Here is a 12,623-nt window from a genome sequence, read left to right on the forward strand (position 1 = left end):
GCCGGAGAAGAAGGATAAAAAAGGGGCCTTGCGGCCCCTTTTCCTTCAATCCTTTTTCTTGGTATCCACGGCCGACTTCTCGCCGGCGAACGGGTTGAGCTTGCGTAGCGAGTTGGGATAGTCCGGCCAGTTGCCGGTCAGCCAGGGATGTTTCGGATCGTTCTGCTGCAACACGCGGCGCGCGTCGGCGGCCAGGGTTTCATTGCCAAGGTGCGTGTAGGCCTCGCCCAGCACGGCCACTGCGTCGTACTGGTATTCGCTCTGCGGATAGGTTTCCAGCAGGTACTTGCCGCGGGCGGCAGCCGAAACCCAGGCATCGCGGCGCAGGTAGTAGAGCGCGGTGTCCAGCTCGTGGCGGGCGAACAGGTTGCGCAGCGCCAGCATGCGCAGTCGCGCATCGGCGGCGTAGCGGCTGTTCGGATAGCGCTCGGCCAGCAGGTTGAAGTCGCTGTAACCCTGCAAGGGGGTCGCCAGGTCGCGGCGGCTGGGATCCAGTTTCCATACCCTTTGCAGGAATACGGTGTCGCGTCCCGAGTTCGCCAGGCCGCGCAGGTAGTACATGTAAGGCACGTTGCGCTGGGTGGGATAGGTGCGCAGGAAGCGGTCGATGGTGGAGATCGTATCGTCCACCTTGCCGGCCTTGTACTGGGCGTAGGCGGTTTCCATCAGTGCCTGCTCGGTATACGGCCCGTAGGGATACTGGGCGATGAGCTGGCGGAAGGTGATTTCGGCCCGGTCCCAGTTGCCGCCGGTCATCGAGGCGTGCCCCTTCTCGTACAGCTCTTCGACCGGCTTGCCTTCCGGGGCATCCTTGTCCTTCTTGAAGAACTTGCCGCAGCCGGTGCCGGAAACGGCGATCACCAGCATCAGGGCGACGATGCGCAGGAACGCAGGGCGGGCGGGGGCATTGGAGCGGGTCGTGATGCGCTGGGTCATGGGCTGGCGGAGGGCCGCGGCGGGGAAACGGAACGGCGATGATAGCCTAGGCGCTGCCCAAGCCATGAACGAGCGGCCAACACGCCGCCTGCAACGCATGATCGAACCCATTTCCCCCGATTTTCCCGACGACCTGCCGGACGATCTCCCCGAGGACGTTTCCGAGGAGGGCACCGCCCGCACCGCGGTCGTTCCCGGCAGCTCGGCCGGCCGCCGTTTCGATGCCGTGCTGGCCGAATTGTTCCCCGAGTATTCGCGTACGCGCCTGTCCGAATGGATCAAGTCCGGCGATGCGCGGCTGGACGGCGCTCTGGTGCGCGGGCGCGATCCGGTGCGCGGCGGCGAGATCGCCAGTCTCGACGTAGTGCTGGACACCCAGACCCATGCCCTGCCCGAGGACATCCCGCTGGACGTGCTGTACGAGGACTCGGAGGTCTTCGTGCTCAACAAGCCCGCTGGCCTGGTCGTGCATCCGGGCGCGGGCAATCCCCGTGGGACCCTGGTCAATGCGCTGCTGTTCCGCGATCCCTCGCTGTCGACCATCCCGCGCGCGGGCATCGTCCATCGCCTCGACAAGGACACCAGCGGGGTCATGGTCGTGGCCCGCACGCTGCCGGCGCACACCGCGCTGGTCGAGCAGCTGTCCTCGCGCGAGGTGCATCGCCAGTACCTGGCCATCGTGGTCGGCTCGATGGTCTCGGGCGGAACCGTCAATGCACCCATCGACCGCCATTCGCGCGACCGCATCCGCATGTCGGTGCGCGAGGAAGGCCGCGACGCGGTGACCCACTACCGGTTGCGCGAACGCTTCCGCGCCCACACCGCGCTGGAATGCCGGCTGGAAACCGGTCGCACCCACCAGATCCGCGTGCACATGACCCATCTGAAGTACCCGATCGTCGGCGATCCGATGTACGGCGGTCCCTTGAAGCTGCCCAAGCATGCGACCGAGGAACTCATCGCGGCGCTGCGCGGCTTCAAGCGCCAGGCACTGCACGCCGAGACGCTGGAATTCAAGCATCCGGCCACGGGTGAACCGCTGCGTGTCTCGGCGCCGATCCCGGCCGACATGCTCAACCTTCTGGCCGCGCTGCGTTCCGATGGCGAGGCGCAGAAGCAGCGATGACTCCGGCGGTATGGGCGCAGTGGCCGGTGCCGGCGAACGTTCGGGCATTCACCAGCGTGCGCCATGGCGCCGGCAGTTCGCTGCCGCCATTCGACAGTTTCAACCTGGGAAACCGCGCTGCCGCTGGCTGCGATGATCCGCAGGTGGTCGATCGCAATCGCGCCGAACTGGTGGAGCGCTTCGACCTGCCCTCGACCCCGCGCTGGCTGCGGCAAGTGCATGGAACGGAGGTGGTCCGCTTCGACCGGGCCGCCATGGCGCAGCATGAGGAACCGCTTGCCGATGCCTGCGTGACTGCCGATCCCGGCGTGGTCCTGGCCATCCTCACGGCCGACTGCCTGCCGGTGGTGCTGGCCGCAGAAGACGGCAGCGAGATCGGCGCCGCGCATGCCGGCTGGCGTGGCCTGGCCGATGGCGTGCTTGAAACCACGGTGGCCGCCATGCAGACGCCTGCCGGCAGGCTGCTGGCCTGGCTGGGTCCGGCCGCGGGGCCGCGTACCTATGAAATCGGCGAGGAAGTGTTCGATGCCTTCGTTTCGCAGGATGCAGGCGCCGAAGCCGCCTTTGCGCCCACGCGCCGCGGTCACTGGCGGGTTGATCTGTACGCACTGGCGCGCCAGCGCCTGATGAGGCTCGGCCTCACCCGTATCCACGGCGGCGATTTGTGCACCATTTCCGATCCGGGGCGCTTCTATTCGCATCGCCGCGACGCGCGCACCGGCCGTATGGCAACGGTGGTGTGGATGCAATCGTGACGCAGGGACTGTTCCAGCGCGTACTCGGCGACCCCGCTTTCGATTGCTTGCCAGCCACGGTAAGCCTGCTTCACTCCCGCGCCGGCCGGCAGCGATATCGCGGCGAGGTCGACGTGCGTCGCGGCAGGCATCCCATGGCCCGGCTGTTCGCCTGGGCAACCCGGCTTCCGCCGGCGGGCGAGGGCATCATCAGCGTTGAGATCGACGCCCGGGGAACGGGCGAGCACTGGACGCGCCATGTCGGCGGCCATGCAATGCCGTCACGGCTCTGGTCGCAGGACGGCCTGCTGTGCGAGCAACTCGGCCTGGTGCGATTCGGTTTCCGGCTGACGGTGGAAGAGGGCGTGCTGGTCTGGCGGGTGGCGCGGGTGCATGCGCTGGGCCTGCCGTTGCCGGCGCGCTGGTTCCGGGCGGTGCTGGCGCGCGAAAGTGAAACAGCGGGGCGTTACTGGTTCGACGTGGCGGCGGCGATGCCGCTTGCTGGCCTGCTGGTGCATTACCGGGGCTGGCTGGAAGTACTGGATCCCGCGGGAACCTGAAAAACAAGCCGGCGCAGTGGCCGGCTTGTTTTCCCGTACCCGGCGCAGCTGATCACTGCACCAGGCTGAACTCCATGCGCCGGTTGCGGGCGCGGCCTTCCGTGGTGCCGTTGTCGGCCACTGGCTTGGCGTCGCCATAGCCCTTGGCCGTCAGCATGGCCTCGGTCACGCCCAGTTCGACCAGGCGCGCACGCACTGCGGCGGCCCGCGCGTCACTGAGCTTGAGGTTGGCGGCGGCGTTGCCGGTGTTGTCGGTGTGGCCGCCGATTTCCACGCGGGTGCCGCTGGGAGCCTTCTTGAGGGCTGCGGCGGCCTTGCCCAGGATGGCCTGGCTGTCGGCACTGATCCGTGCCGATCCGGTGTCGAACTGGATGCCGGTCAGGTTGAGCGCCTTGACCAGGTCATCGGCCGTGAAGTTGCCGGCCTGCAGGGCATCAGCGCCGCGTCCGCCGTGGGCGCGGGAGCCGTTTCCACGACCGGTTCCGGCGCGGCTGGCTCAGCAGAGGGCGCAGGTGCAACGGCCACAGGTTCAGCCGGACTGGCCACCTCGGCGGCCGGCGTGGTACTGGCGACTGGAGCCTGGCCGCGTTTGCTCCACATGCAGTAACCCAGGGCCAGCACGATGGCGAGCGGGATCAACCATTTCAGGAAGCCCAGCCCGCCGCCTGCGGTGGCGCTGGTACTGGCCGCCGCCGCCCCGACCACGCTTGCGCCCCGGCCCAGGCTGCTGGCGGTCTCACGCGACGCATTGCCAACTGCCGCTGCGGCACCGCCAATACCGGCACCCGGACCTGCGCCGGGAATCAGGCTGGCCAGACCGGACGGGATCGAGTCGGGAAGCTGGCCGCCTGGTGTCAGTGCAGCGACGATCCGCGGCAAGAGCCCTGCGGTCGCCAGGCTTATCGCCGAGGCCGGAACGCCGATCTTGCCGGCCAGCGAGGAGATGGTGTCGCTGCCGAGCACCGCGTGCACCTGGTCGGGCTGGAGTTCGTTGTCGCCAGGGCTGCCGCCTACCCAGGAGGAAGCAACACTGCCAAGCCCGGCATCCCTGAATTTCTGCAGGAATCCCGAGATGCCGCCTGCTGCGGGGTTGAAGATCAGGGCGAGCAGCTGGCCGACAAAGGGCCTGGCATTGTCGCCAAGTCCGAAACGTTCCGCCGCCTGGCGGATGATGGCGTCGAGCATTTTGAATCTTCTTCTGTCATGTGCAACAGGGATGAAACGCCCGCCGGCGGCCCAGGGCACGTCTGCGCGCCGGCAGCACATCACAGCCATCCGGGCGCGGTGTTAATCCGGCATAAAAAAAGGGCCCGGCGGGTCATCACCCAGCGCCGTCCCTACCAGCGCGAACGCAGGCTGCGAGCCGCCGCAACGCCCGCAGGCGCTGTGGCACGTGCCCTGCACGGCCCACATGTTTGCGACGAGCGGCAAGTCCGTCGCCGAGGCGAGGGACCTGGGGCGCCGCGCACTGCTTTCAGAACGTGTAGCGGATGCGCGAGTAGTAGTAGGCGCCGTTGCTGCCGACCGGTGACAGCACGTCGTAGGGCAGGTTGCCGAAGTAGGCGATGTCGTCGATGGAACGGTCCGGGTATTCGTCGGTCAGGTTCTGTCCGCCCAAAGCCAGGCTCCACTTCGGGGTGATGCGGTACTCGACCTCCGCATCCAGCTGCCACTCGGCGCCGTAGGTCTGCCTGGGCTCGAAGCCGCCGCCGAAATTGAACACCCGGGTCGCACTGCCATGGCGGCTGACGCGGCCCAGCAGGTTCCAGCGGTCGCTGGCCCAGTTGGCCGACAGCAGCGCGCGGGTGCGCGGCGCGGCATCGGTCAGGGTATTGCTTTCCTCCACACCGAACAGCACGTAGTCCGGGTCCAGCGCGGTCAGCGCAGCGGGTGTGGCGGTGATGCGCTTGATATCGGTCCTGGCGTAGCTGTAGGTACCGCTCAGCAACAACTGGCCGCTGCCCAGGGCCTGCCGCCAGTTGGCGACGAGCTCGGCCCCTTCGGTGCGGGTATCGGCGGCGTTGATGAAGAAGTTGACGCTCTGCACGCCCGCTACGCCGAACTCTTCCTCCACGAATCCGGTCAGCGCGTCGCCGCTGATGCGCTCGGTCAGGGCGACGCGGTCATCGATGTCGATGCGGAACACATCCAGCGACACGTCGAAGTGTTCGCCGATACGGCTGGTGAAGCCCAGACTGAAGTTCACCGACTTTTCCGGTTCCAGTGGTCGGGCGCCCAAGGCCTGTGCGATCGGATTGTTCACGGACAGCAGGCGGCCTTGCAGCAGCTGGCCGGAGGCGTCGTAGCCGGTGGAGGTGGCCTCGTAGCCGATCTGGCTGAGCGATGGCGCGCGGAAATTGTTCGACACCGAGCCGCGCAGTGCGAAGGCCGGCGTGAACTCGTAGCGCGCGGCCAGCTTGCCGGTCAGTTCGCCGCCGAAATCGTCGTAGTGCTCGTAGCGCGCGGCGAGGTCGGTGCTGAACTTCGGGCCGAATTCGCTGGACAGGCTGGCGTACACACTGGAGACGTCGCGCGACAGGTCGGCCACGTCCTGCGGGGTAAGTCCACCGCCGGCCTGGGAACCAGTGGGCCGGTCAATGTAGGGACCGGCCGCGTAGGACGCTGGATCGCCGGCGCCGGTCTGGTAGTCCTCGCGGCGCAGTTCCAGGCCCGTGGCGAAGGTGTGGTGGTTGGCGCCACTGTCGAAGCCGCGGCTGACGTCGAAGTTGGCCAGCAACTGCTTGAATTCGTAGTCGCCGGTCTTGAACCGGGTCGGGCTGCCGGGACCCAGTGACGCGTTCAGGGAATTCTCCAGCCGATAGGTGAAGGCGTTGCGGCCGTGGTTGAGGCTGGCGTCGTAGTCCCAGTCGCCCAGCCGCCCGCGCAGGCCGGCCACGCCGGCCACGTCCAGGTTCTCACCGATGGAAATGGGGCGGTAGCCTTGCGGATATACCTCTTTCCAGTTGGACACGCCGTCGGGATAGCGGAAATAGTTGGCTCCGCGCGTGTCTCCCTGGTGGTAGGTGGCGAAGGCATAGAGCTCCGCGTTCTCGCCTACCGGCACGGCGCTGTTGAGCCAGGCGTTGAGTGCCCTGGATTCACCATCGCCAAGCTGATAGTTGCGCTGCCCGGCCAGGGCCAGGTTGTCGGCGGTCTGGTCCTCGAAGAACGGGATCTGGTCGAAACCGGCGCGGTTGGTGGCCTCGCGGTTCTTAAGCTCCAGGCCCACGCGGAAGAACCCGCCGTCACCGATGCCACTGCCGACCTGGGCGCTGGCGAAACTGGTCTGGCCGTCGGTGACCGTCTGGTCGATGGGCTCCACGTCGGTGTGGTGCACGCCGAAACTGGCCTCGTACGCGCCGCCTTCCGGGGCATCGTCGAGGATCACGTTGATCACGCCAGCCACCGCGTCGGAACCATATTGGGCGCCGGCGCCGTCGCGCAGCACTTCAATGCGCTTGATCGCGCTGACCGGGATCGCGTTGAAGTCGACCGGGGTGGTGCCCTTGCCGATCTTGCTGTCGGTGTTGACCAGGGCGCTGGTGTGGCGGCGCTTGCCGTTGACCAGTACCAGCACCTGGTTGGGGCTCAGGCCGCGAAGCTGCGCAGCGCGCACGTGGTCGGCGCCGCCGGAGTTGGACTGGCGCGGGAAATTGAACGAAGGCAGCAAGGCCTGCAGGGCGCTGCCGAGCTCCCCGTTCAACACGCCGGCCTTGCGGATGTCCTCGGCGGTGAGTACGTCGATCGGTGAGGTGGACTCCAGCACGGTGCGGTCGGTGGCTCGTGTGCCGGTGACGATGACGGTGTCGAGATTGGTGGCTTCGGCCGCGCTTGCGGTTGAATCCTGGGCGAGGGCGGGCCCGGCGAGTGCCAGGGCGATGGCGACGCCAAGCGGCGCCACGAGAGGGTGGGACATGGGAACTCCTGGAGTTTGCGGACTGGTTGCGCGCAGCGCGTTACGGGAAACGAGTCAGCCGCGACAGCATCGCCGGCATGCACGGGGACGAATCAGGAACATCGAGTCATCGGCGCAAGCGTTATCGTTCCGTAATGCAGATACCTTAGTGGCATAAGCCAGGCTGCGACACGCCGGCGCCATGGGGTTTGCGCATCACTTCATGCCTTACGGTTATTTCGGGCATGGCCGGGATGGAACCAGAGTAGCGGGCTGTTCAAGGGAGCAATGACATGGGTCTTCGCGGCACCGTTGTACGCGGCATGCTGTTGGCGGTGATGATCGGCCTGGGGGCCTGCGCGACCCAGCCTGTTGCAACGCCCGTGCAAACTTCAGCCAGCATGCAGGGCGATGCGGCACGACCGGCGTTGGCGCGCGGCTGGGTGCGCAGCGAGCTGTATTTCGGGGTCGGTGAGGAAAGCGGTCCGGCGGACAGGCCGCAGGCCAAGCCGATCGGCGAGGCCCAGTGGCGCGCCTTCGTGGACGCGGAAGTCACCCCGCGATTTCCCGATGGCTTGACCGTGTTCGATGCCTACGGCCAGTGGCTGTTCCGCGGCGCCAAGGAGCCGAACCGGCTTGGCACCAAGGTGCTCGTGATCCTGCATGAAGATACGCCACAGCGAAGCGCGGACATCGAGGCGATCCGGCTGGCGTGGAAGCAGGCGACGAAGCATCAGTCGGTGTTGTGGGTGAAGCAGGCGGCGGAAGTATCGTTCTGATCGGATCGGTATGATCCAGCCTGCCGTGTTGGCTTCCTTCGCGAAACCGGCTGTTGCCGCCGCTCGCGGATTCCTGGGCAAGGCAGAAGCAAGACCGGAATGACCCCGCCAATTCGCGAGCAAAGAATGTCCTCGACTCCTGCACATACCCGCCGCTGGTTCGTGGCTGGCGACCTCAACGGCTTCTTCGGCCTGGTGGTCGACAACCTGTCGATCCTGGGCTTCATCGCCATGGCCCTGATCGGGATCTTCGGGTTCCCGGCCGAGGTCGTGTACCAGCGCATGTTCCCCGGCACCGCGTTCGGCGTACTGGTCGGCAACCTGATCTACACGTGGATGGCGCGCCGGCTGGCAACGAAGACCGGGCGCGATGACGTGACCGCGATGCCGCTGGGACTGGACGCTCCGACCAGCATCGGCATGGCGCTGCTGGTGCTGGGTCCGTCCTTCGTGGCGTTGAAGCAGCAGGGCATGGATGCACAGGCGGCTGCCATGGCGACCTGGCAGCTCGGCATGGCCTCGCTGATCGTCATGGGCCTGCTGAAGCTGGTGTTGTCCTTCTTCGGCGATGCAGTGACCCGCATCGTGCCGCGCGCCGGATTGCTCGGCTCCATCGGCGGCGCGGCGCTGACCCTGCTCGGGTTCCTGCCGCTGATCGAAACACTGCGTTCGCCCATCGTCGGATTCGTCACCTTCGGCCTGCTGCTGTACGTGCTGGTAGCGAAGGGCCGCCTGCCGGTGAAGATTCCCGGCGTGCTGCTGGCTTTCATCGTCGGCACCACGCTGTACTACGGCCTCGGGCTGGCGGGGCTGGGCGCGCCAGGCTTCGCGGTGCCGCAGGCGGTGCCGCTGGCCTTCACCCTGCCGCTGCCCACGCTCGGTTTCCTCGAAGGACTGCCGGCCACGGTGCCTTATCTCCCGCTGCTGCTGCCTTTTGGCTTGTTGATGGTGGTGGGCGGCATCAACGTCAGCGAAAGCGCGCGCGCTGCCGGTGATGATTACCGCACCCGCGACGTCCTGCTGGCCGAAGCGGTGTCGACGCTGGTCGCAGGCTTCTGCGGCGGCGTGGCGCAGACCACGCCCTACATCGGCCAGCCGGCATACAAGCACATGGGCGCGCGCAGCGGCTATACGCTGCTGACGGGTCTGTTCATTGGCCTGGGCGGCATGCTCGGCTACGTGTCGGGCCTGGTGCAGTGGCTGCCGCTGGCGGTGCTGGCGCCGATCATCGTCTACGTGGGCCTGGACATCACCGTGCAGGCCTTCACCGAAACCCCGCGCAAGCACGCCATCGCCGTGGCGCTCGGCTTCCTGCCCTCGATCGCCTACCTGCTCAACATCAAGTTCGGCAATCCGGCCTGGATCGCGCCGGACAGGTTCGCTGCGCTCTATCACGGCACCGACGGCCGCGGCCTGCCTGACCTGGCCACCATCGTGACCCTGGGCAATGGCTTCATCATCACCGCGATGATCTGGACCACGGCGCTGGTGGCGATGATCGACGGAAAACTGCGGCATGCGGTGCTGGCCTTGCTGGTCGGCGCGGGGCTGACCCTGTTCGGCTTCATCCATTCGGTCGATCCGCGTGGCGGCATCTACCTGCCCTGGGATCTGGTGGAACTGCCAAAGCTGATCATGTGGCAGTTCTTCGGGGCGTACCTGGCGTTGGCGGTGGTGCTGGGGCTGCTGTCGCTGCAGAAGGCGGAGCCGGAGCGCTTATAGGAGCGCCGTCCAGTCTCACCGCGGCTTGAATCGCGGCCGCGGCAGCCGCATGTGGATAACATGCCGGCACGCCGGCCCCCTTATCCAAGGAATTCCCGATGCGGATGGACAAGCTCACCTCGCGTTTCCAGCAGGCGCTGGCCGACGCCCAGTCGCTGGCCGTGGGCCGCGACCACAACATGATCGAACCGGTGCACGTGCTGACCGCCCTTCTGGACCAGGCCGACGGCAGCACCCGGCCGTTGCTGGCCCAGGCCGGGGTCAACGTGCCGGTGCTGCGCGAGCGACTGGTCGAAGCACTCGACAAGCTGCCCAAGGTCACCGGCGAGGCCGGCAACCTGTCGATCGGCAACGAGCTCACCCGCCTGCTCAATGTCACCGACAAGCTGGCCCAGCAGAAGGGCGACCAGTTCATCGCCAGCGAGTGGTTCGTGCTGGCGGCGTTCGAAGACAAGGGCCCACTGGGGATGGCACTGCGCGCGGCCGGCGCCGACAAGACCCGGCTGGAAGCGGCCATCGAGAAAGTGCGCGGCGGTGAAAGCGTGCAGTCCGAGAATGCCGAGGAACAGCGCCAGGCACTGGAGAAATACACCATTGACCTGACCGAGCGCGCCGAGTCCGGCAAGCTCGACCCGGTAATCGGGCGCGACGAGGAAATCCGCCGGACCATCCAGGTCCTGCAGCGCCGCACCAAGAACAACCCGGTGCTGATCGGCGAACCCGGCGTGGGCAAGACCGCGATCGTCGAGGGCCTGGCCCAGCGCATCGTCAATGGCGAAGTCCCCGAGGGCCTGAAAAACCGGCGCGTGCTGTCGCTGGACATGGGCGCGCTGATTGCCGGCGCCAAGTTCCGCGGCGAATTCGAGGAGCGCCTGAAGGCCGTGCTCAACGACCTGTCCAAGACCGAGGGCCAGGTGATTCTGTTCATCGACGAATTGCACACCATGGTCGGCGCCGGCAAGGCCGAAGGCTCGATGGACGCCGGCAACATGCTCAAGCCGGCGCTGGCGCGCGGCGAACTGCACTGCATCGGCGCGACCACGCTGGACGAATACCGCAAGTACGTCGAGAAAGATGCCGCGCTGGAGCGCCGCTTCCAGAAGGTCTTCGTCGGCGAACCCACGGTGGAGGACACCATCGCCATCCTGCGCGGCCTGAAGGAACGCTACGCCGTGCACCACGGGGTGGAGATCACCGACCCGGCGATAGTGGCAGCGGCCACGTTGTCGCACCGCTACATCGCCGACCGCCAGTTGCCGGACAAGGCCATCGACCTGATGGACGAGGCTGCCTCGCGCATCCGCATGGAGATCGACTCCAAGCCCGAAGAGCTCGACCGCAAGGAGCGCCGCCTGATCCAGCTCAAGATCCAGCGCGAGATGCTGAAGAAGGAGAAGGACAGCGAATCGAAGAAGCGCCTGGCCGACCTGGAAGCCGACATTGAAACCCTGGAACGGGAATTCTCCGACCTCAATGAAATCTGGAAGTCCGAGAAGGCCGCATTGCAGGGTTCGACCCGGATCAAGGAACAGATCGAGCAGGCGCGCCTGGAGCTGGAAGCCGCGCAGCGCCACCAGGACTACGCGCGAATGAGCGAGATCCAGTACGGCCTGCTGCCCGAGCTGGAGAAGCAACTGCAGACCGCGCAGGAAGTCGACCGCAAGGATTTCAAGCTGGTCCAGGACCGCGTCACCGCAGAGGAAATCGCCGAGGTCGTGTCGCGCTGGACCGGCATCCCGGTCAGCAAGATGCTCGAGGGCGAGCGCGAGAAGCTGCTGAAGATGGAATCGCAGCTGCACACGCGCGTGGTCGGGCAGGAGGAAGCGATCAAGGTCGTGTCCGACGCCATGCGCCGTTCGCGCGCCGGCCTGTCCGATCCGAACCGGCCGACCGGCTCGTTCCTGTTCCTGGGCCCGACCGGCGTGGGCAAGACCGAGTTGTGCAAGGCGCTGGCCGAGTTCATGTTCGACAGCAGCGACGCCATGATCCGCATCGACATGAGCGAGTTCATGGAGAAGCATTCGGTAGCGCGCCTGATCGGCGCGCCCCCGGGCTATGTGGGTTACGAGGAAGGCGGCTACCTGACCGAGGCGGTGCGCCGCCGCCCGTATTCGCTGATCCTGCTCGACGAAGTGGAGAAGGCGCATGGAGACGTGTTCAACATCCTGCTGCAGGTGCTGGACGACGGCCGGCTGACGGACGGGCAGGGGCGCACGGTGGACTTCCGCAACGTGGTGATCGTGATGACCTCCAACCTGGGCTCGCACCAGATCCAGGACATGTCCGACAACGGCGGCGCCGACATCGACTCGGCCGAGGCCTACACGCAGATGAAGGCCGCGGTGATGGGCGTGGTGCAGGCGCACTTCCGTCCCGAGTTCATCAACCGGCTGGACGACATCGTGGTGTTCCATCCGCTGGACAAGGCGCAGATCAAGCAGATCGCAGGCATCCAGCTGCACGGACTGGAGAAGCGGCTGGCCGAACGCGGCATGCGCATCGAGCTGGAGGACAGTGCGCTGCAACTGCTGGCCAATGCCGGGTTCGACCCGGTGTATGGCGCGCGACCCTTGAAGCGTGCGATCCAGCAACAGCTGGAGAACCCGCTAGCGCAGAAGATCCTCGCCGGCGATTTCAGCAGCGGCGACACCATAGCGGTCTCGGCCGAAAGCGGTCACCTGCAGTTCAAGCGCCGGTGATCCGGGGGTTGGGTCTGTGCAGTCCCAGCGGTTGCAACGTAACCGGGGATGACTTCTTCACCTGCCTTTGATCGACAGGACGGGGCAGGCGGCCTAGCATTCCCGCGTGATGCTGCATCCCTGCAGGCATGTGGGCACAGGCAATCCGCCAGCCCTTCCCCTGCGACTATCG

The 12,623-nt window shown here is 66.5% G+C and carries 10 protein-coding genes and 1 pseudogene; 7 read left to right on the top strand and 4 right to left on the bottom strand.

Annotated elements, in window-relative coordinates; genetic code table 11:
- Positions 1-45: 45 nt before the first annotated feature.
- Entirely contained in the window at positions 46-867 is an 822-nt protein-coding gene (locus tag DT603_RS04455) for an outer membrane protein assembly factor BamD (RefSeq protein ID WP_425500936.1), read from the bottom strand.
- 166 nt (positions 868-1,033) lie between these two features.
- On the opposite strand from DT603_RS04455, the gene rluD reads away from it, so the two are divergent.
- Genes rluD through DT603_RS04470 form a run of 3 tightly spaced genes read left to right on the top strand, consistent with a single transcriptional unit; the run spans position 1,034 to position 3,356 of the window.
- Entirely contained in the window at positions 1,034-2,062 is a 1,029-nt protein-coding gene (gene rluD, locus DT603_RS04460) for a 23S rRNA pseudouridine(1911/1915/1917) synthase RluD (RefSeq protein WP_162348645.1), read from the top strand.
- Complete coding sequence (gene pgeF / locus DT603_RS04465) at positions 2,059-2,817, top strand: peptidoglycan editing factor PgeF (RefSeq protein ID WP_162348646.1); 759 nt, start codon at positions 2,059-2,061, stop codon at positions 2,815-2,817. The genes rluD and pgeF overlap by 4 nt, the downstream gene beginning before the upstream one ends.
- Entirely contained in the window at positions 2,814-3,356 is a 543-nt protein-coding gene (locus DT603_RS04470) for a DUF4166 domain-containing protein (protein WP_162348647.1), read from the top strand. The genes pgeF and DT603_RS04470 overlap by 4 nt, the downstream gene beginning before the upstream one ends.
- Positions 3,357-3,408: 52 nt before the next feature.
- Here DT603_RS04470 and DT603_RS04475 read toward each other — a convergent pair whose 3' ends face one another.
- Both DT603_RS04475 and DT603_RS04480 read right to left on the bottom strand, forming a co-directional pair.
- Positions 3,409-3,786, bottom strand: coding sequence for an OmpA family protein (locus tag DT603_RS04475; RefSeq protein WP_162348767.1), 378 nt, complete (start codon positions 3,784-3,786; stop codon positions 3,409-3,411).
- Entirely contained in the window at positions 3,735-4,541 is an 807-nt protein-coding gene (locus DT603_RS04480; RefSeq protein ID WP_162348648.1) for a YidB family protein, read from the bottom strand. The genes DT603_RS04475 and DT603_RS04480 overlap by 52 nt, the downstream gene beginning before the upstream one ends.
- 182 nt (positions 4,542-4,723) lie before the next feature.
- Between DT603_RS04480 and DT603_RS16280 the strand changes: the two are divergent.
- Positions 4,724-4,843 (top strand): annotated as a pseudogene (locus DT603_RS16280) (WhiB family transcriptional regulator); the annotation flags it as partial.
- On the opposite strand, the gene DT603_RS04490 reads toward DT603_RS16280, so the two are convergent.
- Entirely contained in the window at positions 4,831-7,272 is a 2,442-nt protein-coding gene (locus DT603_RS04490) for a TonB-dependent receptor plug domain-containing protein (protein ID WP_162348649.1), read from the bottom strand. The pseudogene DT603_RS16280 and the gene DT603_RS04490 overlap by 13 nt on opposite strands.
- A 272-nt stretch (positions 7,273-7,544) precedes the next feature.
- Between DT603_RS04490 and DT603_RS04495 the strand changes: the two genes are divergently transcribed.
- The 3 genes from DT603_RS04495 to clpB all read left to right on the top strand — a co-directional run bounded on the left by DT603_RS04495 (position 7,545) and on the right by clpB (position 12,451).
- Positions 7,545-8,030 carry a DUF3574 domain-containing protein gene (locus DT603_RS04495; RefSeq protein ID WP_246191557.1) on the top strand — a complete coding sequence of 162 codons (486 nt, stop codon included), beginning with the start codon at positions 7,545-7,547 and terminating at the stop codon, positions 8,028-8,030.
- A gap of 126 nt (positions 8,031-8,156) precedes the next feature.
- Positions 8,157-9,752 (top strand): SulP family inorganic anion transporter, encoded by a 1,596-nt coding sequence (locus DT603_RS04500; RefSeq protein ID WP_162348650.1) that lies wholly within the window; start codon positions 8,157-8,159, stop codon positions 9,750-9,752.
- Positions 9,753-9,850: 98 nt separating this feature from the next.
- Positions 9,851-12,451, top strand: coding sequence for an ATP-dependent chaperone ClpB (clpB, locus tag DT603_RS04505; RefSeq protein ID WP_162348651.1), 2,601 nt, complete (start codon positions 9,851-9,853; stop codon positions 12,449-12,451).
- Positions 12,452-12,623 lie beyond the last annotated feature (172 nt).

The organism is Pseudoxanthomonas gei, from assembly GCF_010119615.1.
GTDB lineage: Bacteria > Pseudomonadota > Gammaproteobacteria > Xanthomonadales > Xanthomonadaceae > Pseudoxanthomonas_A > Pseudoxanthomonas_A gei.

What these genes read in the sequence shown, in the direction of transcription:
- clpB (WP_162348651.1), top strand. Translation starts at nt 9,851, where the DNA reads ATGCGGATGGACAAGCTCACCTCGCGTTTCCAGCAGGCGCTGGCCGAC.
- DT603_RS04495 (WP_246191557.1), top strand. Translation starts at nt 7,545, where the DNA reads ATGGGTCTTCGCGGCACCGTTGTACGCGGCATGCTGTTGGCGGTGATG.
- DT603_RS04480 (WP_162348648.1), bottom strand. Translation starts at nt 4,541, where the DNA reads ATGCTCGACGCCATCATCCGCCAGGCGGCGGAACGTTTCGGACTTGGC.
- DT603_RS04455 (WP_425500936.1), bottom strand. Translation starts at nt 867, where the DNA reads ATGCTGGTGATCGCCGTTTCCGGCACCGGCTGCGGCAAGTTCTTCAAG.
- rluD (WP_162348645.1), top strand. Translation starts at nt 1,034, where the DNA reads ATGATCGAACCCATTTCCCCCGATTTTCCCGACGACCTGCCGGACGAT.
- DT603_RS04490 (WP_162348649.1), bottom strand. Translation starts at nt 7,272, where the DNA reads ATGTCCCACCCTCTCGTGGCGCCGCTTGGCGTCGCCATCGCCCTGGCA.
- pgeF (WP_162348646.1), top strand. Translation starts at nt 2,059, where the DNA reads ATGACTCCGGCGGTATGGGCGCAGTGGCCGGTGCCGGCGAACGTTCGG.
- DT603_RS04500 (WP_162348650.1), top strand. Translation starts at nt 8,157, where the DNA reads ATGTCCTCGACTCCTGCACATACCCGCCGCTGGTTCGTGGCTGGCGAC.